22 protein-coding genes and 1 tRNA gene are annotated in these 22,239 nt (G+C 70.4%); 13 read left to right on the forward strand and 10 right to left on the reverse strand.

The window, feature by feature from the left end; all coding sequences use genetic code 11:
* Positions 1–78: 78 nt before the first annotated feature.
* The 3 genes from ASE68_RS06020 to ASE68_RS06030 are packed head-to-tail and all read right to left on the reverse strand — an operon-like array spanning position 79 to position 3,929.
* On the reverse strand, positions 79–1,020 hold the full coding sequence (locus ASE68_RS06020) for an NUDIX hydrolase (protein ID WP_055856221.1): 942 nt from the start codon (positions 1,018–1,020) through the stop codon (positions 79–81).
* A complete protein-coding gene (locus ASE68_RS06025) occupies positions 1,017–3,197 on the reverse strand; it encodes an RNA degradosome polyphosphate kinase (protein WP_055856224.1) in 2,181 nt (726 codons plus the stop codon). Before ASE68_RS06025 ends, ASE68_RS06020 begins: the two co-directional genes overlap by 4 nt.
* Positions 3,198–3,242: 45 nt before the next feature.
* On the reverse strand, positions 3,243–3,929 hold the full coding sequence (locus ASE68_RS06030; protein WP_055856227.1) for a response regulator transcription factor: 687 nt from the start codon (positions 3,927–3,929) through the stop codon (positions 3,243–3,245).
* 75 nt (positions 3,930–4,004) lie between these two features.
* On the opposite strand from ASE68_RS06030, the gene ASE68_RS06035 reads away from it, so the two are divergent.
* From ASE68_RS06035 to ASE68_RS06045, 3 genes are all read left to right on the forward strand, one after another.
* Entirely contained in the window at positions 4,005–4,319 is a 315-nt protein-coding gene (locus ASE68_RS06035) for a hypothetical protein (protein ID WP_055856230.1), read from the forward strand.
* A 154-nt stretch (positions 4,320–4,473) separates the two neighbouring features.
* On the forward strand, positions 4,474–5,082 hold the full coding sequence (locus tag ASE68_RS06040) for an FABP family protein (RefSeq protein ID WP_055860826.1): 609 nt from the start codon (positions 4,474–4,476) through the stop codon (positions 5,080–5,082).
* Positions 5,082–6,245, forward strand: coding sequence for a folate-binding protein YgfZ (locus tag ASE68_RS06045; RefSeq protein ID WP_055856235.1), 1,164 nt, complete (start codon positions 5,082–5,084; stop codon positions 6,243–6,245). Before ASE68_RS06040 ends, ASE68_RS06045 begins: the two co-directional genes overlap by 1 nt.
* Positions 6,246–6,254: 9 nt before the next feature.
* Here ASE68_RS06045 and ASE68_RS06050 read toward each other — a convergent pair whose 3' ends face one another.
* Positions 6,255–7,112, reverse strand: coding sequence for a class I SAM-dependent methyltransferase (locus tag ASE68_RS06050; RefSeq protein WP_055856238.1), 858 nt, complete (start codon positions 7,110–7,112; stop codon positions 6,255–6,257).
* A gap of 100 nt (positions 7,113–7,212) precedes the next feature.
* Here ASE68_RS06050 and ASE68_RS06055 point away from each other — a divergent pair, with 100 nt between their 5' ends.
* Positions 7,213–7,959: a phosphoglyceromutase gene (locus ASE68_RS06055; RefSeq protein ID WP_055856241.1), complete on the forward strand. Its 747-nt coding sequence runs from the start codon at positions 7,213–7,215 to the stop codon at positions 7,957–7,959.
* Between the two features lie 126 nt (positions 7,960–8,085).
* On the opposite strand, the gene phoU is transcribed toward ASE68_RS06055, so the two are convergent.
* Complete coding sequence (gene phoU / locus ASE68_RS06060) at positions 8,086–8,748, reverse strand: phosphate signaling complex protein PhoU (protein ID WP_055856244.1); 663 nt, start codon at positions 8,746–8,748, stop codon at positions 8,086–8,088.
* Between the two features lie 192 nt (positions 8,749–8,940).
* On the opposite strand from phoU, the gene ASE68_RS06065 reads away from it, so the two are divergent.
* Together ASE68_RS06065 and ASE68_RS06070 are read left to right on the forward strand one after the other, a co-directional pair.
* A complete protein-coding gene (locus ASE68_RS06065; protein ID WP_055856247.1) occupies positions 8,941–10,155 on the forward strand; it encodes a cell wall metabolism sensor histidine kinase WalK in 1,215 nt (404 codons plus the stop codon).
* A 52-nt stretch (positions 10,156–10,207) separates the two neighbouring features.
* Complete coding sequence (locus tag ASE68_RS06070; protein WP_055856250.1) at positions 10,208–10,888, forward strand: response regulator transcription factor; 681 nt, start codon at positions 10,208–10,210, stop codon at positions 10,886–10,888.
* Positions 10,889–11,008: 120 nt separating this feature from the next.
* Here the strand turns inward: ASE68_RS06070 and ASE68_RS06075 are convergent, their stop codons facing one another.
* Positions 11,009–11,458 (reverse strand): hypothetical protein, encoded by a 450-nt coding sequence (locus ASE68_RS06075; protein WP_055856253.1) that lies wholly within the window; start codon positions 11,456–11,458, stop codon positions 11,009–11,011.
* A gap of 157 nt (positions 11,459–11,615) precedes the next feature.
* On the opposite strand from ASE68_RS06075, the gene ASE68_RS06080 reads away from it, so the two are divergent.
* The 4 genes from ASE68_RS06080 to rlmB all read left to right on the forward strand — a co-directional run bounded on the left by ASE68_RS06080 (position 11,616) and on the right by rlmB (position 15,942).
* Positions 11,616–12,098 carry a CarD family transcriptional regulator gene (locus ASE68_RS06080; protein WP_022889889.1) on the forward strand — a complete coding sequence of 161 codons (483 nt, stop codon included), beginning with the start codon at positions 11,616–11,618 and terminating at the stop codon, positions 12,096–12,098.
* A gap of 90 nt (positions 12,099–12,188) precedes the next feature.
* Entirely contained in the window at positions 12,189–13,457 is a 1,269-nt protein-coding gene (ispD, locus tag ASE68_RS06085) for a 2-C-methyl-D-erythritol 4-phosphate cytidylyltransferase (RefSeq protein WP_055856256.1), read from the forward strand.
* 47 nt (positions 13,458–13,504) lie between these two features.
* Positions 13,505–14,914, forward strand: a complete 1,410-nt coding sequence (gene cysS / locus ASE68_RS06090; RefSeq protein WP_055856258.1) for a cysteine--tRNA ligase — start codon at positions 13,505–13,507, stop codon at positions 14,912–14,914.
* On the forward strand, positions 14,911–15,942 hold the full coding sequence (rlmB, locus tag ASE68_RS06095) for a 23S rRNA (guanosine(2251)-2'-O)-methyltransferase RlmB (RefSeq protein WP_055856261.1): 1,032 nt from the start codon (positions 14,911–14,913) through the stop codon (positions 15,940–15,942). Before cysS ends, rlmB begins: the two co-directional genes overlap by 4 nt.
* Positions 15,943–16,017: 75 nt before the next feature.
* Here the strand turns inward: rlmB and ASE68_RS06100 are convergent, their stop codons facing one another.
* Together ASE68_RS06100 and ASE68_RS06105 are read right to left on the reverse strand one after the other, a co-directional pair.
* On the reverse strand, positions 16,018–17,337 hold the full coding sequence (locus ASE68_RS06100; protein WP_055856264.1) for a DUF4032 domain-containing protein: 1,320 nt from the start codon (positions 17,335–17,337) through the stop codon (positions 16,018–16,020).
* A 166-nt stretch (positions 17,338–17,503) separates the two neighbouring features.
* On the reverse strand, positions 17,504–18,604 hold the full coding sequence (locus ASE68_RS06105; protein ID WP_055860829.1) for an ABC transporter ATP-binding protein: 1,101 nt from the start codon (positions 18,602–18,604) through the stop codon (positions 17,504–17,506).
* Positions 18,605–18,902: 298 nt separating this feature from the next.
* On the opposite strand from ASE68_RS06105, the gene ASE68_RS06110 reads away from it, so the two are divergent.
* From ASE68_RS06110 to ASE68_RS06120, 3 genes are all read left to right on the forward strand, one after another.
* Positions 18,903–19,832, forward strand: coding sequence for a thioredoxin domain-containing protein (locus tag ASE68_RS06110; RefSeq protein ID WP_055856267.1), 930 nt, complete (start codon positions 18,903–18,905; stop codon positions 19,830–19,832).
* A gap of 87 nt (positions 19,833–19,919) precedes the next feature.
* Positions 19,920–19,992: transfer RNA gene (locus ASE68_RS06115), tRNA-Thr, on the forward strand.
* A 142-nt stretch (positions 19,993–20,134) separates the two neighbouring features.
* Positions 20,135–21,109 carry a DMT family transporter gene (locus tag ASE68_RS06120; protein WP_055856270.1) on the forward strand — a complete coding sequence of 325 codons (975 nt, stop codon included), beginning with the start codon at positions 20,135–20,137 and terminating at the stop codon, positions 21,107–21,109.
* Positions 21,110–21,149: 40 nt separating this feature from the next.
* Here ASE68_RS06120 and ASE68_RS06125 read toward each other — a convergent pair whose 3' ends face one another.
* Both ASE68_RS06125 and msrB read right to left on the reverse strand, forming a co-directional pair.
* The gene (locus ASE68_RS06125) at positions 21,150–21,722 is read right to left on the reverse strand and encodes a nitroreductase family protein (RefSeq protein WP_055856273.1); all 573 of its coding nucleotides are present in this window, start codon (positions 21,720–21,722) and stop codon (positions 21,150–21,152) included.
* 2 nt (positions 21,723–21,724) lie between these two features.
* Positions 21,725–22,126 (reverse strand): peptide-methionine (R)-S-oxide reductase MsrB, encoded by a 402-nt coding sequence (gene msrB, locus ASE68_RS06130; protein ID WP_055856275.1) that lies wholly within the window; start codon positions 22,124–22,126, stop codon positions 21,725–21,727.
* Between the last annotated feature and the right edge of the window lie 113 nt (positions 22,127–22,239).

Here is a 22,239-nt window from a genome sequence, read left to right on the forward strand (position 1 = left end):
GTCCGTCGCGGAAGTCCCGCGGATTTCCGCGGATCTCGGCTCCCCGGCCTCGCCTCATTCGTGGGAAGGGAAGGTGGTTCAGGCCTTCGGTGCGTGCGTCTCGATCGCGATGACGCCCGACCCGGAGTTCGTCTTGGACACGTGCACGACGCTGAATCCGCCGGGCTCGAGCTCGGCGGCATCCGTCACGTAGGAGCCCAACGGCGTCGACGTGGCGAGGGAGATCTCGCGGATGATCTCGGGCAGCACCGGGCCGTGGCTGCAGAGCACGACCGACCGGCCGGAGCGGATGCGCTTGCCGACGACGCCTCGGATGTCGGCATCGCCGCTCGCCCATGCATCCTCGCTGATGCCGGGCTTCAGCTTGACCTTGATCGACGTCGCGGCCGAGAGCGGTCGCACGGTCGTGACGCAGCGAATCGCGGGACTCGAGACGATGCGCTCCGGCCGCCACGCGGCGAGGGTGTCCGCGAGGGCCGCGGCCTGCGCGACGCCCCTGGCGGTGAGGGGCCTGGCGGAGTCGTCGCCCTTCCAGCCGCTGCGGGCGAGCGCCTTGCCGTGGCGCACCAGCAGGAGCGCGAACGTGCTCGTGACGCCCTGCTCGACGAGTGCCGCGAAGTTCTCGAGGATCTCGACATCCGGTGCGTACGTCAGGTAGCCGCGCGCACGCTTGATGGTGACCCATTCGAGCGCGGCGACCTCGGCGTTGGGCTTGAAGGTCGAATGCTGCAGGGCATGGTCGCTGACCTCGCCCGCCCAGTAGTGCACGACCTTCTCGCGCCCGCTCGGCATCATGTAGCGCGAGATGCCGAGCGGCACGCCGAGCGCGATCGCGAGCCCCGTCTCCTCCTGGATCTCGCGCACCGCGGTCTGGGGGAGCGTCTCGCCCGGGTCGACCTTGCCCTTCGGGATGGTCACGTCGCCGTGCACCGTGCGGTGGATGAGCAGCACGTGCATGCGGCCGTCGATGATGCGCCAGCACACGGCGCCGGCGGCGTACACCGCCGTCTCGGCCCTCATCGGCGTTGGCCTGATCGACTGCTGCGCTGGGCGATCTCGAGCATGAGCGAGGACTGCATGTCCTCGAGCGGCTGTCCGGACTCGTCGACCGCGCGCCTGGTCCACGTTCCGTCGCCGTCGAGGTGCCACGAGCTCGTCGTGTCGTCCATGGCGCGGTCGAACAGCGCGTTCACCTCGGTGACGTGGCCGGGGTCGGTGAGGCGCACGAGCGCCTCGACGCGACGGTCGAGGTTGCGGTGCATCATGTCGGCGGAGCCGATGTGGATCTGCGGATCGCCGGCGTTGGCGAACGAGAAGATGCGCGAGTGCTCGAGGTATCGCCCGAGGATCGAGCGCACCGTGATGTTCTCGCTGAGCCCGGGGATGCCGGGCCGGAGGCTGCAGATGCCGCGCACCCACACCTCGACCTTCACACCCGAGTTCGAGGCGCGGTAGAGCGCGTCGATGATGGCCTCGTCGACCATCGAGTTGACCTTGATGCGGATGCCGGCGGGCTTGCCGGCCTTCGCGTTGGCCACCTCGGCGGCGATGTGCTTCAGGAGCCCCTTGCGCAGGTGCAGCGGGGCGACGAGCAGGCGCTTGAACTTCTTCTCGATCGCGTAGCCGGACAGCTCGTTGAACAGGCGCGTGAGGTCCTTGCCGACCTGGTCGTCGGCGGTGAGCAGCCCGAGGTCCTCGTAGATGCGGCTCGTCTTGGGGTTGTAGTTGCCCGTTCCGATGTGGGAGTAGTGCCGCAGCGTGCCCTTCTCCTGGCGGATCACGAGCGCGAGCTTGCAGTGGGTCTTCAGGCCGACGAGCCCGTAGACCACGTGCACGCCGGCCTTCTCGAGCTTGCGCGCCCAGGTGATGTTCGCCTGCTCGTCGAAGCGCGCCTTGATCTCGACGAGGGCCAGCACCTGCTTGCCGGACTCGGCAGCGTCGATGAGCGCCTCGACGATGGGGCTGTCGCCCGACGTGCGGTAGAGCGTCTGCTTGATCGCGAGCACGTCGGGATCGGCGGCGGCCTGCTCGAGGAAGGCCTGCACGCTCGTCGCGAACGACTCGTAGGGGTGGTGCAGCAGCACGTCGCGCCGCGAGACGGCCTTGAAGATGTCGGCCCGCAGGTTCGTGTCGGACGGCTGCAGCTGCTGCGCCGTCACCGGCACGTGGATCGGGTAGTGCAGTTCGGGCCGGTCGAGGCGCGAGAGGTCGAAGAGGCCCCCGAGGTCGAGCGGCGCCGGGAGGCGGAAGACCTCCTGGTCGGTGACGTCGAGCTCGCGCACGAGCAGGCCGAGCGTGACGTCGTCCATGTCGTCGGTGACCTCGAGGCGGATGGGCGGACCGAACCTGCGACGCAGCAGCTCCTTCTCGAGCGCCTTGATGAGGTTCTCGGTCTCGTCCTCCTCGATCTCGACGTCCTCGTTGCGCGTGACGCGGAACACGTGGTGCTCGAGGATCTCCATGCCGGGGAAGAGATCGCCGAGGTGGTTGGCGATGAGCTCCTCGAGGGTGACGTACCTGGCGTTCTCGACCGACTCGGTCGGGTCGACGCGCACGAAGCGCGGCAGCATCTGCGGCACCTTGACGCGGGCGAACTCCTGCCGACCGGTGCGCGAGTTGCGCACGCGCACCGAGAGGTTCAGCGAGAGACCGGAGATATAGGGGAACGGATGCGCCGGGTCGACCGCGAGCGGCATCAGCACCGGGAAGATCTGGCTGGAGAAGTAGTCGCGGAGGTGGTCGCGCGCCTCGTCGCCGAGCGCGCTCCAGGTGACCACGCGGATGCCCGCCTCGGCCAGCGCCGGCTTCACGAGGTCCTGGTAGACGGCGGCGTGCCTGGACTGCAGTTCGTGCGCCTGCTTCGAGACGTCGCCCAGCACGTCGAGCGGGGCGCGGCCGACGTTCGTGGGCACCGCGAGCCCGGTGATGATGCGGCGCTTGAGGCCGGCCACTCGCACCATGAAGAACTCGTCGAGGTTCGAGGCGAAGATCGCGAGGAAGTTGGCTCGCTCGAGCACCGGCAGCGAGGAGTCCTCCGCCAGCTCGAGCACCCGCTTGTTGAACGCGAGCCAGCTCAGTTCGCGATCGAGGTAGCGCTCCGCCGGAAGGTCGGGGGCGCCTTCGATGTCGAACGGTTCGAAGTCGTCGTCGAAATCGCTCGACGTGCGGTCTTCGTCGAGTGCGCTGTCCGTGGTCATCCCCTCATAATGCCATTCGAGGCGATGGCGGCGATGAACACCGTGTCAACGGGTCGTGACGGGGGCGCCTTCGTCGTCTTCGTGCACGTTGAAGCGGTATCCGACGTTGCGGACCGTGCCGATGAGGCTGTCGAGATCGCCGAGCTTGGCGCGCAGGCGCCGCACGTGCACGTCGACCGTGCGCGTGCCGCCGAAGTAGTCGTACCCCCAGACCTCGCTGAGCAACTGCTCTCGAGTGAACACGCGCGACGGATGCGCCGCGAGGAATCGCAGCAGCTCGAACTCCTTGTAGGTGAGGTCGAGCGTTCGACCGTGCACCTTGGCGGAGTAGCTGGCCTCGTCGATCACGACGCCGGAGGTCTGGATGCGTTCGGACGGCTGCGTCGCCGCCGCGCGCCCGAGCGCGAGCCGGATGCGCGCGTCGACCTCGGCCGGGCCGGCGTGCTCGAGCACGACGTCGTCGACGCCCCAGTCGGGGGTGACCGCCGTGAGGCCGCCCTCGGTGACGATGAGCAGGAGCGGCGACGAGAGGCCGGTGGTGCGCAGGATCTGCGCGAGGGCCTTCGCCGCGGCGAGGTTCGTGCGCGCGTCGAGGAAGACGAGGTCCGATTCGGGCGCTCTGACCAGCTGCTCAGGCGAAGCGGGGATGATCCGCGTTCGGTGAGACAGCAGTGAAAGCGCCGGAAGAACTTCTTCGTTAGCCGCCGGCGACAGGATCAGCAACTGCGCCACGCACACACTCCAGGAGTAAGGTTCACCAAATACTACGGGACTGCACGAGCCCGGCGCTGACACGAAGAGGACGACATGCACGCGGAGACCGAATCGAACGGCGGATGGCTCTCGATCGGCGTCGTCTGGGCGATCGCGGTGGTCGGCTCCGTCATCGTGATCTCGCTCGCGTACGGCGGCACTCGGGCATGGTTCGGCGATGCCGACGCGCTCGGCGTCTACGACGCGCTCGGCGTGGTGCTCGCGACGAGCGTGGTCGGGGCGCTCGTGGCGCAGCTCGCGACGCGCCGGCCGCCGGGCTACGTGGTGCGCGCCAGCGCGAGCGTCGGCGGGGCGGTGCTGGTCGTGGGGATCGCCGCGATCATCGTGGCGCCGACCCTCGCGGCCTGAGCGGATAGACTCTGAGCATGTCGCAGCTGCTCGCTCTCGAACTCCTCTTCATCGGTCTGCTCGGTCTCGCGAGCCTCGCGATCGCATGGATCAGCGGTGTCGTGGTCTACAAGCTCTTCAAGGGACAGCGCTAGGCGCTGGTGAAGATGTGGCGATGATCGATCTCCCCGTCGACCTGCCGGCGGAACTCGTTCCGCTCTCGTGGCTCCTCGGGGTCTGGGAGGGCTCCGGCGTCCTCGACTACACGGTCGGCGACGAGAAGGTCACGCACGAGTTCGGGCAGCGCATCAGCTTCAGCCACGATGGCCTGCCGCACCTGAACTACACGTCGTACACGTGGCTGTTCCCGGCCGAGCCTGACGGCGACCCGCGTCCGCTCGCGACCGAGACCGGGTACTGGCGCATCGCGCGCGAGCTCGGCGACGGCGATCCCGGCCCGGCCCTGCTGCCCGGTGTCGGGGAGTCCCGCATCCGATCGGCCGACGACGTCGAGACGCTCCGCAACGCCGACGGCGGCTTCGACCTCGAGGTCTCGCTCGTGCACCCCGGCGGCGTCGCCGAGCTCTACCTGGGCCAGGTCAAGGGTCCGCGCATCGACCTCGCGACCGATGCGGTCATGCGTGGCGCCGGCGCGAAGGACTACTCGGCGGCGACCCGCCTCTACGGCCTGGTCGAGGGGCACCTGCTCTGGGCGTGGGACATCGCCGCCCTGGGGCAAGACCTTCGCACGCACGCCTCTGCCCGCCTCGCGAAGGTCGACTGATGTCCGCGTCTCCCTTCCTCTCGCTCCCCGGCGCCGTCCCGACCGAAGACGTCGACGAGGCCGTCGCCGGCCCAGGCCACTACGGCAACCCGATCGTCGAGCAGCGCCACCTCGAGCGCGGCACCGCGATCGTCGACCTCTCCGATCGCGGCATCGTCACGGTCACGGGTCCCGACCGCCTCTCGTGGCTGCACTCCATGGCCAGCCAGTCGTTCGCCCGCCTGCGTCCGGGCGAGAGCATCGAGGCGCTCTTCCTCGACGCATCCGGTCGCATCGAGCACGTGGTGCACGCCATCGACGACGGCGAGACGACCTGGCTCATCGTCGAGGGAGCGGATGCCGCGCCGCTGGTGTCCTTCCTCGACCGCATGCGCTTCATGCTCCGCGTCGAGGTCGCCGACCGATCGGGCGAGTTCGCCGTGCTCGGCGCGATGTCCGCGTCCGCGCTCGACGCGGCCGTGCCCGCCGCCTCGCCCGCCGGCGTCGCGCTCGACTGGAACGACCCGTGGTCGGCGCGCATCCCCGGCACGCACCGCTATGCGCGCGACGCGGGGCATCCGGCATCCGACTGGCACTTCATCGAGCGCATCGTCGCTCGCGAGGCCCGCTCCGAGGCGGCCGCAGCGGTGCGCGCCGGCCGCGTCGAGGTCGCAGGCTCGCTCGCCGCCGAGGCGCTGCGCATCGCCGCATGGCGTCCGCGGCTCGCCACCGAGGTCGACGAGCGGAGCCTGCCGCACGAGCTCGACTGGTTGCAGAGCGCGGTCGACCTCGGCAAGGGCTGCTACAAGGGCCAGGAGACCGTGGCCAAAGTGCTGAACCTCGGGCGACCCCCTCGGCGGCTCGTGCTCCTGCACCTCGATGGCAGCGACACCGTGCTTCCGGCCCCGGGCGACGAGGTCATCGGCGAGAAGGTGCGCCCCGAGCCGGCGCCGGGCGAGGCGCCCGAGCGGCGCGTCGTCGGCCACATCACGTCGAGCACCATGCACCACGAGCTCGGCCCGGTCGCGCTCGCGGTGATCAAGCGGCAGGTGCCGGCCGATCTCCCGCTGATCGTCGAGAGCCACGGCACGGATGTCGCGGCCGCCCAGGTCGAGATCGTGCCGGCCGAGGCGGCGTCCGCCGTCGACGTGCCGCGACTGCCGAGGCTCGGCTCGCGCCCCTGACCCGCGCCGTCAGCCGAGCGGGGCGACCGCCGACCACGGCACCGTCAACTCGCCGAGCCTGGCGCGGCGCGGGCCGCCGATGATCGGCCATCCCTCGTGGCGCAGCGTCGCGACGGTGGCGATCCACCGCTGCGACGGTCCGTAGACGGCCATCGCCGCGTGCGTGCGCCACGCGAGGTCGAGGTCGCCGAGCAGGGCGTGGATGCGCTCGCCAGGCACGTTGCGGTGGATGAGCGCCTTGGGCAGGCGCTCGGCGACGACCGAGGGCAGCTCAAGCCCGGAGCGGCGCAGGCTCACGGTGAAGGTGCGGGGGCCGGCCTCGCCGATGCCGACCCAACTCGAGACCCGGCCGAGTTCGTCGCAGGTGCCCTCCACGAGCAGGCCCCCTGGCGCGAGCCTCGAGCGCATCAACGCCCAGGCCGCCGCGACCTCCGACTCGTCGTACTGCCGCAGCACGTTGAACGCGCGGATCACCGCGGGCCTGGCGCCGCCGGCGACCGGCACCTCGAAGCCCCCGACCGCGAAGTCGACCTGGAGCCCCGGAGGGAAGTGCCGCTCGCCCGCGCGCACCCCGGAGAGCTGCTCGCGTGCGACGCGCACCCGCTCCGGCTCGATCTCGAGGCCGAGCACGCGCAGGCCCGGCCTGACATGCGCCAGTCGGGTGGCGAGCTCGAGCGTCGTGACGCCGCTCGCCCCGTAGCCGAGGTCGACGACGAAGGGGTCGACGGCGTGCAGGAAGGCCGGGTGCGCGGCGATCCAGCGATCGACGCGGCGCAGGCGGTTGGTGTTCGTGGTGCCGCGGGTGACGGTGCCCACGCGCTGCCCGGGTCGAAGCCGCCGGGGGTGGGGCGAGGCATCCGCGGGCATGCATCAAGTCTGCCAGCCGCGCGTGGCCGCGACATCCGCTCACGTGACGTCGATCGACGTGCGTCGAAGGCGGAGGATGCCTCACGGCTAGGCTGGAGTCATGCCTCACACCCTCGTGCTGCTTCGCCACGGCAACAGCGAATGGAACCAGAAGAACCTGTTCACCGGTTGGGTCGACGTTCGGCTCAGCGAACTCGGACGCACCGAGGCCGCCCGTGCGGGCGAGCTCCTCGCCGAGTCGGGCCTGCTGCCCGACGTGCTGCACACCTCGGTGCTCACCCGCGCCATCCAGACCGCGAACATCGCGCTCGACGTGGCCGACCGCGCCTGGATCGACGTGCGTCGCACCTGGCGCCTCAACGAGCGCCACTACGGTGCGCTGCAGGGCCTCGACAAGGCCGAGACGCTCGAGAAGTACGGCCCCGAGCAGTTCCAGCTCTGGCGCCGTTCGTTCGACGTGCCGCCGCCGGTGCTCGCAGACGACGCCGAGTACTCGCAGGTCGGCGATGCCCGATACGCCGACCTCGCCGATGACGAACTGCCGCGCACCGAGTGCCTGAAGGACGTCATCGACCGCATGCTGCCGTACTGGCACGACGGCATCGTGCCCGACCTCGCTGAGGGCAAGACCGTGCTCGTGACCGCGCACGGCAACTCGCTGCGCGCGCTCGTCAAGCACCTCGACGGCATCAGCGACGACGACATCGCCGAGCTGAACATCCCCACCGGCATCCCGCTCGTCTACGAGCTCGGCGACGACTTCACGCCGCTCGCGCCCGGGCGCTACCTCGACCCCGAGGCCGCAGCGGCAGGTGCTGCCGCGGTCGCCGCGCAGGGCAAGAAGTAGTCGCACCGCCTGCGGCCTCGATCCGGCCGGCACCATGACGAAGGGCGGGGGAGTGATCCCCCGCCCTTCGTCATGTCCTGCGATGCGCCGTCCGGCGCGCCCCGGCCCGGCTCTTCGCGCTCGGCCTCAGAGGCCGGCGCTGATGTCGGGATCCCAGTCACCCGTGACGAGGTACTGCACCTTCTTGGCGATCGAGACCGCGTGGTCGGCGAAGCGCTCGTGGTACCGGCTCGCGAGGGTGGCGTCGACGGTGTCGGCCGCCTCGCCCTTCCACTTCTCGCCGAGCACGGTGTCGAAGACCGACAGGTGCAGGTCGTCGACCTTGTCGTCCTCGTTGCGGATCTCCTCGGCGAGCTTGACGTCTTCGGTGCGCAGCAGCTCGGTGAGCTTCTGCGCGATCTCGACGTCGAGCGCGCCCATGTCGGCGAACGTGCCGCGGAGCCGCTTGGGCACGACCTTGTCGGGGAACCGGTAGCGCGCGAGCTGGGCGATGTGGGTCGACATGTCGCCCATGCGCTCGAGCGACGCGCTGATGCGTAGCGCGCTGACCACCGTGCGCAGGTCGCGGGCGACCGGCGACTGGCGGGCGAGGATCGTGATGGCGAGCTCGTCGAGCTCGACGGCGGCCTGGTCGATGCGGTGGTCGTCGGCGATCACCTCCTCGGCGAGACTCACGTCGGACTCGTTGAACGCCCGAGTCGCCTTGTCGATCGACGTCGCGACGAGCTCGGCGATCTCGACGAGTCGCTCCTGGACTTCTCGAAGTTCCTGCTGGAACACCTCACGCATATACGAAACATCCTCTTTCGGGTGCGCGCGCTGCGCGCACGCGGGAGCGGTCCGGAGGTCGCACCGGACCTGCACATCGTCGCCGGGGAAGGTGAACGGCGGGTGCCCTGGACCTGAACACTCGTTAACCTACCGCCGCGGAGCCCCCGGAATCGGGATTCGGGTCAACGCGGTGTGGCTACGCTACTGAGCATGGACTCCATCTGGCTGGTCCTCGGCGCGCTGGCTCTCGGCGCGTTCCTCGGGGCCGGCTTCCTTCTCCTGCTGTACATGGCCGAACGACGCGGCGCACGTGCCGCGCAGGTCATCGCACCCACGATCCCCGACGGCGTCGAGCAGGTGCTCGACGTGCTCGAGTCGGCCGGCATCGTGCTCGATCCGTCGAACAACGTGCTGAAGGCCTCGCCGGGCGCGCTCTCGCTCGGACTCGTGCGCGGCAGTGCGCTCGTGCATCCCGACCTGCTCGAGCTCGCGGCATCCGTGCGCCGCTCCGGTGAGACGATCGCCGACGAGTTCACCCTCGCGCGCGGCCCGTACGGCGACTCGACGATGCGCCTGCGCGTGCTCGTGGCGCGACTCGGCACGCGATTCGTCCTGCTGCTGGCCGACGACCGCACCGAGTCGTACCGGCTCGACGAGGTGCGGCGCGACTTCGTCGCGAACATCTCGCACGAACTCAAGACGCCGATCGCCTCGGTGAGCCTGCTCGCCGAGGCGCTCGACCAGGCCGCCGACGAACCCGACCAGGTGCGGCGCTTCGCCGGCCGGCTCTCGACCGAGGCCGCACGCCTCGCGCACATCACGAGCGAGGTCATCGAGCTCTCCCGGCTGCAGGCGCGCGATGCGCTCCGCCCCGACGTCCTCGTCGCGATCGACGAGGTCGTGGCCGACGCCGTCGACCAGAATCGCATCGTCGCCGCGGCGAAGCGCGTCGAGATCGCCGTCCGGGCGTCGAGCTCCGCGCAGGTGTACGGCGACCGTGCGCTGCTCGTGGTGGCCGTGCACAACCTCCTCGCGAACGCGATCGCGTACTCGAGCGAGGGCGGCCGGGTCGGGGTGGGCGTCAAGCGCTCGGGCGACACGGTCGAGATCTCGGTCACCGACCAGGGCATCGGCATCCAGCGAGACGACCTCGATCGCGTCTTCGAGCGCTTCTTCCGGGTCGACCAGGCCCGATCGCGCAACACGGGCGGCTCGGGGCTCGGCCTCAGCATCGTCAAGCACACGGTGCAGAACCACGGCGGCGACGTGCGCGTCTGGTCCACCCCCGAGCGCGGCTCGACCTTCACGCTCCGGCTTCCGCTCGCAGAGCCGCCGATTCCGGCGACGGATGCCGCGGGCGGGCCCTCGCAGGCCGAGCTCGCCGCCGCGCCCCTCCCGGGGCGCGCTTCGCACCCCGTCCGATGACCGACACCACCGGGGCGGCGCACGGCGCCGTTCCTGACCGAGGAGACACCCAGTGACCCGCATCCTGCTCGTCGAGGACGAGATCGCCCTGAGCGACCCGCTGAGCTTCCTGCTCGAACGCGAGGGGTACGAGATCGAGGTCGCGGCCGACGGCCCGTCGGCGCTCGTGGCGTTCGACCGAGGCGGCGCGGACCTGCTGCTGCTGGACCTCATGCTCCCCGGGCTGCCCGGAACCGAGGTGTGCCGCGAGATCAGGGCTCGCTCCAACGTGCCCATCATCATGCTGACGGCGAAGGACTCCGAGATCGACATCGTCGTGGGCCTCGAGCTCGGTGCCGACGACTACGTGACGAAGCCGTACTCGACCCGCGAGCTGCTCGCGCGCATCCGTGCAGTGCTCCGGCGTCGCATCGACGCCGACGACTTCGACGACTCGCTGATCGAGGGCGGGCGCGTGCGCATGGACGTCGACCGGCACACGGTCGAGGTCGACGGCGAACCGGTGCCCATGCCGCTGAAGGAGTTCGAGCTGCTCGAGCTGCTCATGCGCAATCCGGGTCGCGTGCTGACGCGCGGGCAGCTGATCGACCGGGTGTGGGGCTCGGACTACTTCGGCGACACGAAGACCCTCGACGTGCACATCAAGCGCATCCGCTCGAAGATCGAGCAGCAGCCGTCGGAGCCCGTGCAGCTCGTGACGGTTCGAGGGCTGGGCTACCGCTTCGAGGCGTGACCCGCCGAGCCCGCGGCTGAGCGCCGTGCTGCGGCGCCGGGCATGCGAAACGGCTCCCGCCGAGGCGGGAGCCGTTTCGTGTCGGTCGTGGGTGCCGGCAGGCCGGCCCGAGCCCGAGGTTTACGGCTCGAGGCCCGGGTAGAGGCGGTCGTCGAGCACGGGGACCTCTTTCTCGAGGCCCTCTTCGCCCGCGTACTGGAAGAAGATCGGGGTCAGGCCGCCGACCTCGGCGTCGATGCCCTCGAGCAGGAGCGGTTCGGTGTCCTCGCCGCCGAGCACGACCGACGCGTTGCCCTCGACCTCGAGCTCCTGCGTGGCGGAGCCGGCTTGGATCTTGAGCGTCTGGTCGTCGTCGCCGGTGTTGATGACGGTCATCACGAGGTTGCCGTCGACGCCGTCTTCGCTCACCACGAGGATGTTGCGGAGGTCGAGCTGGCCGACCGTGATCGAGACGCCGTCGCTCGCGTCGTAGTGCTCGGTCGTCGCCTGGTAGGTGACCATCGAGCAGCCGGTCGCGCCGATGGCGAGACCCAGGGCCAGAACAGCGGATGCCGCGAGACGCGCCTTCACAGAACCTCCAAATACGGGCGTGCGCGCACGTTCTGGGCGCGCACGGAATCGAATCCGAGTGTAGCGCAACGGCGGAACGGAGCCTGCGAGCGAGCGGCGGAACCTTAGCACGAACGCGAATGTGATATCCTGAAAGTTGCCGGAAGGACATATATTCATGCTTTTTGAGGTTGGCGAAACCGTCGTATACCCGCATCACGGCGCCGCAACAATCACCGAGGTGAAGAAGCGCATCATCAAGGGTGAGGAGAAGCTCTACCTCAAGCTGAACGTCACGCAGGGTGATCTCGTCATCGAGGTGCCCGCAGAGAACGTCGACCTGGTCGGCGTTCGAGACGTCATCGGCAAGGAGGGCCTCGACAAGGTCTTCGAGGTGCTTCGCGCACCGTTCACCGAAGAGCCCACGAACTGGTCTCGTCGCTACAAGGCGAACCTCGAGAAACTCGCCTCCGGCGATGTGATCAAGGTCTCCGAAGTGGTGCGCGACCTGTGGCGGCGCGATCAGGACCGCGGCCTGTCCGCGGGAGAGAAGCGCATGCTCGCCAAGGCGCGGCAGATTCTCATCTCCGAGCTCGCGCTCGCGGAGAAGACCGACGAGGAGGCCGCTTCGACGGTCCTCGACGAGGTCCTCGCCTCCTAGCGACTCGCGACATCGCGCCTCTTCGGGGGCGCGATGTCGTTGTGCGCCCGCATGCCCTCGCGCCGTCCCGATGCTGGATAGGCTCGAGCCATGAGTTCGTCGACGGTCGCCGTCATCCTGGTCGCCGCGGGCAGCGGCACGCGCCTCGGTCGCACCGAGCCCAAGGCCCTCGTGCCATTGGGTGATTCCACGATCCTCGGCGTGGCGCTCGATGCCGTCCTCGGCATGCGCGAGACGCCGCACGTGGTGGTCGTCGCGCCGAGCGATCGGGTCGCCGAGGTGCGCGATCGATACGCGCGGGCCGCGGCCGCGGCATCCGCCCCGCTCGATGTCGTGCCGGGCGCCGACTCGCGCCAGGGCTCGGTCGAGGCAGGCCTCGCGGTGCTGCCGCGCATCGTCGACACCGTGCTCGTGCACGACGCGGCCCGTCCCCTGACCCCGTCGCTCGTGTTCGACGAGGTGGCCGCCGCGGTCCGTTCGCGCGGACACGGCATCGTGCCCGGGCTCCCGGTGGTCGACACCATCAAGCGCATCGCCGGGGGGCACATCGTCGAGACGGTCGACCGCTCGACGCTCGCGGCCGTGCAGACGCCGCAGGGGTTCCCGCGTGAAGACCTCGACGCCGCGTTCGCGGCCGCCGACCCGACCTACGAGTACACCGACGACGCCGCGATCGCGGCCGCGGCCGGACTCACGGTCGACCTCGTGCCGGGCGACGCGCGCGCGTTCAAGATCACGGTGCCCGAAGACCTCCGTCGCGCCGAGCAGCAGCTTCGCGATGAGCGCGAACCCGCCCAGGTTCCCGATCCGACTCGGCCTTCCGAAGCGGCCGAGGTTCTGGAGTCCGTCCCGGAACCCGAGCCCGTCGGGGTGCCCGGCCCCGCCGCCCTCCGCATCGGCACCGGCGTCGACGTGCACGCGTTCGACGACGACCCGGCGACCCCGCTCTGGCTCGCGGGCCTCGAATGGCCGGGGGAGCGCGGGCTCTCAGGCCACTCCGACGGCGACGCCGCCGTGCATGCGATCTGCGACGCACTGCTCGCGGCCGCCGGCCTCGGCGACGTCGGAGCCGTCTTCGGCACGGCCGATCCCCGATTCGCCGCCGCGCACGGCGAGGTGTTCCTCGCAGAGACGCGTCGGCTCGTCGAGGCCTCGGGGTTCCGCATCGTGAACGCGACCGTGCAGATCGTCGGCAACCGTCCGAAGCTGGCACCCCGCCGCGGCGAGGCCGAGGCGCTGCTGTCCGCACTGCTCGGAGCGCCGGTGTCGGTGGCGGCGACGACGACCGACGGGCTCGGCTTCACCGGCCGCGGCGAGGGCGTCTCGGCCATCGCGACTGCACTGCTCACGACGGCCTGATCGGGGCGCCGATCGGGCGCTCAGCCGCGCGCCGGTAGGCTTGCCGGGTGACCGTGCGACTCTACGATTCGAAGGCCCAGGCCCTGCGTGACTTCGTGCCCCTGCAAGAGGGACACGTCGGCATGTACGTCTGCGGTCCGACGGTGCAGTCGAGCCCGCACATCGGGCACCTGCGCAGCGCCCTCGTCTACGACATCCTGCGCCGGTGGTTCTCGTACCGCGGCTACGACGTGGCCTTCGTGCGCAACGTGACCGACATCGACGACAAGATCCTCGACGCCGCCACCGGCGAGCAGTGGTGGGCGCTGGCCTACCGCATCGAACTCGAGTTCCAGGCCGCCTACGCCTCGCTCGGCATCCTGCCCCCGACCTACGAACCGCGTGCGACCGCGAGCGTGCAGCAGATGCAGCAGTTGATCGCCCGGCTCATCGAGCGCGGCCACGCCTACGCGGCTCCCGATGCCTCGGGCGACGTGTACTTCGACACCGCGAGCTGGCCGGCCTACGGCGAGCTCACGCGCCAGGCGCGCGACAACATGGAGGCCGCCGCCGACGCCGACCCGCGCGGCAAGCGCGACCCCCGCGACTTCGCCCTCTGGAAGGGCCGCAAGGCCGACGAACCCGAGTCCGCCTCGTGGGCGTCGCCGTGGGGCGAAGGCCGTCCGGGGTGGCACATCGAGTGCTCCGCCATGGCGACCCGCTACCTCGGCACCGAGTTCGACATCCACGGCGGCGGGCTCGACCTGCGATTCCCGCACCACGAGAACGAGCTCGCCCAGTCGACGGCGGCCGGTGACGCGTACGCCCGCTACTGGGTGCACAACGGCCTCGTGAACACCGGCGGGCAGAAGATGTCCAAGTCGCTCGGCAACTCGGTGTTCGCCGCCGAGCTGCTCGAGCTCGCCTCGCCGCTCGCCGTGCGCTACCTGCTCGGCGCCGCGCACTACCGCTCGACGCTCGACTACGCGCCCACCTCGCTCACCGAGGCCGAGGCCGCGGTCGACCGCATCCGCACGTTCCTCGAGCGCGTCGAACGCCGCCTCGTGGGCACCCGCTACGAGGGCGTGGGCGCGCCCGTCATCCCCGACGCGTTCGCCGCGGCCATGGACGACGACCTCGGCGTGCCGCAGGCGATCGCCGTGCTGCACGACACCGTCCGCGCCGGCAACCAGGCGCTCGACGCCGACGAACTCCACGACGCCGCGGCGCTGCACGGGCAGGTCGCCGCCATGGCGGGCGTGCTCGGCATCGACCCCCGCGACGCCAGGTGGAGCCCGGATGCCGCGCCCGCGGCATCCGCCCTCGACACCCTCGTGACCAGACTCATCGAGGATCGCCAGGCGGCACGTGCAGCAAAGGACTTCGCTGCCGCAGACCGCATCCGCGACGAACTCTCGTCGGCGGGCATCACCATCGAAGACAGCCAGACCGGCACACATTGGAGCTTGGAATCATGAAGGGCAGCAGCAAGCCGCGCGCCGGAGCCGTGCGCAAGGGCAAGAGCAAGCAGGTCGGATCCGGAGGCCAGGGGCGCCAGGCGCTCGAGGGCAAGGGGCCGACGCCGAAGGCCGAAGACCGCGCCTGGCACCCCGCCGGCAAGCGCAAGGCCGCACAGGACCGCTACTCCGCATCCGGCGGCAAGGGCAAGCCGGGCGCGAAGGTCGCCGGACAGGGCGCAGGTCGCCCGGGTGCACCCCGTGGCGCCTCCGGCGCATCCCGCCGCTCGAAGTCGGGCGACGAGTCCGAGATCGTGACCGGCCGCAACTCGGTGGTCGAGGCGCTCCGCACTCGCATCCCCGCGACGACGCTCTACGTCGCCGCACGCATCGAGATGGACGACCGCGTGAAGGAGGCGATGAAGATCGCCACCAACCGCGGGCTCCCGATCCTCGAGGTCATGCGCCCCGAGCTCGATCGCCTCGCCGGCGAGGGCGGCGTGCACCAGGGCCTCGCGCTCAAGGTGCCCCCGTACGAGTACGCCCACCCCATCGAGCTGCTCGACGAGGTCATCGCACGCGACGAGACCCCCCTGTTCGTCGCGCTCGACGGCATCACCGACGCGCGCAACCTCGGTGCCATCATCCGCTCGACCGCCGCATTCGGCGGGCACGGCGTGATCGTGCCGCAGCGTCGCTCGGTCGGCGTGAACGCCGGCGCCTGGAAGACCTCGGCCGGCGCCGCCGCGCGCATTCCCGTCGCCATGGCGCCGAACCTCACCCAGACGCTGAAGGCGCTGAAGGAGCGCGGCGTCTTCGTGCTCGGACTCGACGGCGACGGCGACGTGTCGCTGCCCGGCCTGTCGTGGGCCGAACGGCCGATCGTGGTCGTGGTCGGCAGTGAGGGCAAGGGCCTGTCCCGCCTCGTCGCCGAGACCTGCGACGCGATCGTCTCGATCCCGATCAGCGCGGCGACCGAGTCGCTGAACGCCGGCATCGCGGCATCCGTCACGCTCTACGAGATCTCGAAGCTCCGCGCCGAGAAGTAGCGAGTCGCAGCCGGCTCTCGCCGGACGACAAGAAGAAGGGGGCCTCCACATCGGAGGCCCCCTTCTTCGTCGCGATCAGACCTTCAGGCGCCAGTCGTGGTCGTCGTCGGGGTCGACGACGGCGATGGCCGAGGTGTCGAGGGGCACGACGTCGATCGAGGTCGTGATGGTGCCGGTCGTCGGCCCGATCACGGTCGCCTCGTCGCGGCGGTGGCGCAGCACGCTGTTGATGTACGACGCCACTGCCTCGGCGAGCGGGATGTCGTGGCCGACCTGCTGTGCGAGGTACCACCGGTGCTCGAGCAGTTGGTGGAAGACCTCGGCGGGCTCGAGCTTGCCGCGCAGGTCGGTCGGGATCGCCCGCACGACGGGCTCGAACACGCGGACGAGCCATTCGTGGGCCACCATCTCCTCATCGATGTCGCCCTTGCCGTAGGTGACGCTGTACGAGTCGAGGTCGTTGAGGAGCCGCCGCGCCTGGTTCTCGCCGGCGTCGAGGCCGGTCAGGCGCAGGAGGCGTCGCTGGTGGTGCCCGGCGTCGACGACCTTCGGCTGGATGCGCACGGTCGTGCCCTGGGCGTCGGTGCGGATCGCGAGCTCCTCGATGTCGAACCCGAGCTTGTTCAGTCGGCTCACGCGCTCGTTGATGCGCCAGCGCTCGGCCGAGGAGAACGACTCGGAGCCCGTGAGCTCGGTCCAGAGGCTGCGATAGGCGTCGACGATGCCGTTCGAGATGCGCACGGGGTCGAGCTCGTCGGCGACGCGCCCGCCGGCCTCGAGGTCGAGCAGTTCGCCGGCGATGTTCACGCGTGCGATCTCGAGGTCGTTCTCGCGCTGGCCGTTCGACAGGCCGCCTTCGTAGAGCTTGCCGGTCTCGGCGTCGACGAGGTAGGCGGCGAACGCCCCGGCGTCACGCCGGAACAGCGTGTTCGACAGCGAGACGTCGCCCCAGAAGAAGCCGATGATGTGCAGGCGCACGAGCAGCAGCGCGAGGGCGTCGACGAGCCGGGTCGCGGTGTCGGGGCGCAGCGTCTGCGAGAACAGTGCTCGGTACGGCAACGAGAACCGCAGGTGCCGGGTGACGAGCACGGGCTTCAGCGGCTCGCCGTCGGCGTCGGTGCGGTTCGTGATCACCGCGACCGGCTCGACGCACGGGATCTCGAGCCGCTGCAGCGTGCGCAGCATCTCGTATTCGCCGCGGGCCATGTCTGCGGTGGTCTCCTTGATGGCGACGACATGCCCCGCGAGGTGCGCGAAGCGCACGAGGTGGCGCGAGATGCCCTTGGGCAGCGCCGCGATGTTCTCGTTCGGCCAGGACTCGAGCGGCAGGTGCCATGGCAGGTCGAGCAGTGCCGGGTCGGTCGTGGCCGACGTGATCGAAAGTGAACCGCTCATCGTGGTTCAGCGTAGCCGGGGGAGCGGCCGACCGCAGAACCCTGGTCGGCTCCGGCGGTCCGGCACCGGCCCCGGGGCGAGCGGATGCCGTGGCGACCGGCCTCGGGAAACGCCGATGCCGGCCGGGCTGGAAGCCCGACCGGCATCGATCGTTCGTGCGGGGTCGTCAGCTGACGACGGCCTTGTTGCTGAGGCGCAGGCCCGACTCGGTGTCGAACAGGTGCACGTGGTTCGGCGTGGCCGTGAGGTACACGCGGTCGCCGGCGCTCGGGTGGATGCGGCCGTCGACGCGGGCGACGATGTCGGTGCGCTTGCCCTCGACCGTGGAGTGGCCGTAGAGGTAGCCGTCGGCGCCGAGCTCCTCGACGAGGTCGACGTCGACCGCGAGGCCCTCGCCCTCGTGGGGGGAGACGGTGATGTCCTCGGGGCGCACGCCGATGGTCGCGGTCTTCGCCGAGGCCTCGGCGAGCACGTCGCGGTCGACCGGCACGGTGGCGGTGCCGAAGAGCACGCCGCCCTCGACGAGGTCCGCGTGGAACAGGTTCATCGCGGGCGAGCCGATGAAGCCGGCGACGAACACGTTCTGCGGCTTCTCGTAGAGGTCGCGGGGGGTGCCGACCTGCTGCAGCAGGCCGTCCTTCAGCACGGCGATGCGGTCGCCCATGGTGAGCGCCTCGGTCTGGTCGTGCGTGACGTAGACCGTGGTGACGCCGAGGCGGCGCTGGAGCGACGCGATCTGGGTGCGCGTCTGCACGCGGAGCTTGGCGTCGAGGTTCGACAGCGGCTCGTCCATGAGGAAGACCTGGGGCTGGCGCACGATCGCGCGGCCCATGGCGACGCGCTGACGCTGGCCACCCGAGAGGGCCTTCGGCTTGCGGCTCAGGTAGGGCTCGAGGTCGAGGAGCTTGGCCGCCTCGAGCACGCGAGCGGCGCGCTCGTCCTTGCCGACGCCGGCGATCTTGAGCGCGAAGCCCATGTTCTCGGCCACGGTCATGTGCGGGTAGAGCGCGTAGTTCTGGAAGACCATCGCGATGTCGCGGTCCTTCGGCGGCACGTCGGTGACGTTGCGGTCGCCGATGAAGATGTTGCCGTCATTGACCTCTTCGAGACCGGCGAGCATGCGGAGCGACGTGGACTTGCCGCAACCCGAGGGGCCGACGAGCACGAGGAACTCGCCGTCTGCGACATCGAGGTCGAGCTGGTCGACGGCCGGACGGGTGCCGCCGGGGTAGAGGCGGGTGGCCTTGTCGAACGTGACTGACGCCATGGTGTTCTTCTCCTTCACCGGCAGGTACGTGCCGGACGATCCGTAGTGATGGACTGCGTCATCGTCGACGCTCCCTCAGTATTGCATGCGCGAGGCCGCCGTCCGATTCGACGCCGGCCGGCGGCATCCGTGTACCGCGGCGGCTGCGAGCGCGCCCGGAGCGGGCTGAACGCCCACCGAACGGGGGCCGAACGCCGGCCGAGGGTGCTCGTGTGGCTGATTCCCAGCCACCGTTCCTACTATCGTGGGTGCGTTCGCAGTACGCGCGCGCCCACACAGCGACCCGGAGTGACCATCGATGACCAACGTCGGATCCAATGAGCCTCGTGCCTCCCGCAACGAACGTCGGGAGGCGGCACGAGAGAAGGCGCGTGTCCTTCGCGAGGAGCAGAAGAAGCGCGACAAGCGCAACAAGGTCCTGATTCAGGGCGGCGTCATCGTCGCCGTGCTGCTCGTGGCCGCCCTCGTGGGCTGGCTGATCTTCAACAGCATCAAGCCGGCGGGCCCCGGGCCGGCGAACATGGCGAGCGACGGCATCCTCCTCGTCGCAGGCGACGATGGCGCGATCACCGCGGTCGAGACGCCGGCCATCGAGGCGGGCGGCGAGCCGACGGCGACCGTTCCCGACGACAGCGGCACGGTCGCGAACATCGTGACGTACATCGACTACCTGTGCCCGTACTGCGGCCAGTTCGAGACGACGAACTCCGAGGCGATGCGAACCATGGTCGAGTCGGGGGCGGCGACCCTCGAGGTCCACCCGATCGCGATCCTGACGAACAAGTCGGCCGGTACGCAGTACTCGCTCCGTGCAGCGAACGCGGCCGCCTGCGTCGCCGACCTCTCGCCCGAGGCGTTCTTCGACTACAACGAGCTGCTCTTCCAGAACCAGCCAGAAGAGGGCACGGTCGGTCTCGCCAACGCCGACCTGAAGAAGCTCGCGACCGATGCCGGCGCCGCATCCTCCGTCGGGGCGTGCATCGACGACGTGCGCTTCAAGGCATGGGTGCAGGATGCCACGACGCGGGCGCTCACCGGCCCGATCCCGAACTCCGACCTCGCCTCCGTGACCGGCACGCCGACCGTGCTCGTGAACGGCCAGCAGTACAGCGGCTCGCTCAGCGACGCGCAGGAGTTCCAGTCGTTCGTCGTGCAGGCCACGAGCGCGACCTTCAACGATGCCGAGTCGACCCCGACTCCGACGCCCACTCCGACTCCGGCCCAGTGAGCCGGTCCGCGCGGCGGAACCCATCACGGGTTCCGCCGCGCGGTCGGTGTGCCGGTCGTCGATAAGATGGCCCCCGAGGTTCGCCTCGCCGGCTTGGCGCAATTGGTAGCGCACCGCTCTTGTAAAGCGGGGGTTGCGGGTTCGAGTCCCGCAGCCGGCACTTGACTGAAGACGCCTCGACTCCCGATGCCGCTCCGTCCTCGGATGCTGCTTCGCCGTCGGAGTCCTCGACCTCGCGCGATTCCGGACCCCCGGAGCACGCGGACCCCGAGCATCGTCACGCCCACGTCGAGCATCCGGGAATGCCCGCGTGGGTCGCGATCGCCCTTGCCGCCATCGGCGGCGCCCTCACGGCCGTGCAGTCGAGGGTCAACGGGCAACTCGCGGCGTCGATCGGCGACGCCTACACCGCCGCGGCGATCTCGTTCGGCAGCGGACTGCTGATCCTCCTCGTCGCGCTCGCGATCTGGAAGCCCGGGCGCGCGGGCTTCGCCAACGTCGGGTCCGAGCTCAGGGCCGGCCGCGTGAGCTGGTGGATGCTGCTCGGCGGCGTCGCCGGCGCCTGGTTCGTGGCGACCCAGGGCTTGTCGGCCGGAGTCATCGGCGTCGCGCTCTTCACGGTGTCGATCGTGGCCGGGCAGACCGTCGGGGGAGTCGTGTTCGACCTGATCGGCCTCGGCCCGGCCGGTCGACGCCCGCTGACCGCGACGCGGGCGATCGGGGCGCTGCTCGCCCTGGGCGCCGTGACCTGGACCCTGTCGTCGGAGATCGGCGGTGCGGCACCGGTGCTGCTCGTGCTGCTGCCGTTCACCGCGGGCTTCGGGGCGGCGTGGCAGCAGGCCGTCAACGGCCGAATCCGCGTCGCGGCCTCGAGCGCGCTGACCTCCACCTTCGTGAACTTCGCGGTGGGCACGGCGGTGCTCGTCACCGTCATGGTCGTGCACTCGTCACTCGTCGGCTGGCCGACCTCGCTGCCCGGCGAGGCGTGGCTCTATACGGGCGGCATGATCGGCTGCGTCTTCATCGCCGTGCAGGCCGTGGTCGTGCGTGTGATCGGCGTGCTCGTGCTCGCCCTCGCGGGCGTCGTAGGCCAGTTGACGGCCGCACTCGCGCTCGACGTGCTGGTGCCGGTCGGAGGCCAGGCCGTCGACCTCGCCACCATCGGCGGTGCGGCGCTCGCCCTCGTCGCCGTCGTCATCGCGAGCACGCGATTCAGGCGAAGCCGTCATTCGGTTCGGCCCGACGGCGCCCCGGCATCCGACGGCGAAGAGCGCTGAGGGCTGCGCCGGAGTACGCGGCCTGAGCCGGAGCTCCGCGTCAGTCGCGCGATCGCAGGGTGCTGAACTGTGCCGTCGCATCGCTCGGCCTGCGCCGCTCGGCACGCCACCCGGAGGGCCTGCCTCCGACGTAGAGCCATCCGAGGAGCGCCTCGTGGTCGCCGAGCTCGTGCGCGGTCGCGACCGCCGGATGCCGCGTGTGCGGCCCCGTGCGCCACATCACGCCCCAGCCGGCCTCGTCGAGCAGCAGGCTGAGCAGGTGCGCGACCCCGGCGGCCGTGGCATCCTGCTCCCATTCGGGAACCTTCGAATGACCGGGCGTGCGCACCGCGACGACCGCGAGGAGCAGCGGCGCGCGCAACGGCTTCGCGGCCAGCTTCGCCGCACCTCGCGGGTCCGACGCGTCGAGCCCCGACGCCTCGGCGAGAGCGGCCCCGAGCCGGGCACGCGCATCGCCCCGCAGCGCGATGACCCGCCAGGGGCGCAGCGCTGCATGATCGGCGACGCGACCGGCTGCCGCGAGCAACTCGAGGAGCTCGGCGTCGTCGGGTGCGGCATCCGTCACCTTCGAGACCGAGCGGCGGGCCCGAGCCGCGTCGAGCACCGGGCGCACGTTCAGGATTCGGGCGTGAAGTCGAGCGCGATCGAGTTCATGCAGTACCGGTCGCCGGTGGGCGTGCCGAAGCCGTCGGGGAACACGTGGCCGAGGTGCGAGCCGCAGTTCGCGCAGCGCACCTCGGTGCGCACCATGCCGAGCGAAGTGTCTTCGATGAGCTGCACGGCCTCGGGCCGCACCGACTCGTAGAAGCTCGGCCAGCCGCATCCGGAGTCGAACTTCGTGCCGCTCTTGAACAGCTCGGAGCCGCACGCGGCGCATGCGTAGACGCCGGCGCGCTCCTCGTCGAGCAGTTCTCCGGTCCACGGACGTTCGGTCGCCGCCTCGCGCAGCACCTGGAACTGCTCGTCACCGAGCTGCTCGCGCCATTCGTCGTCGGACTTCTCGACCTGATACGCCATGGGGTTCCCTTTCAGAACTGCGGATGCCTCCATCGTCTCAGGTCTGCAGTGGCGGCGCGCACACACGCCGCCGATGCTCGGCACCCTCACGGCGAGGCATCCCTAGGATGTCA

It is taken from the genome of Agromyces sp. Leaf222, assembly GCF_001421565.1.
Lineage (GTDB): Bacteria > Actinomycetota > Actinomycetes > Actinomycetales > Microbacteriaceae > Agromyces.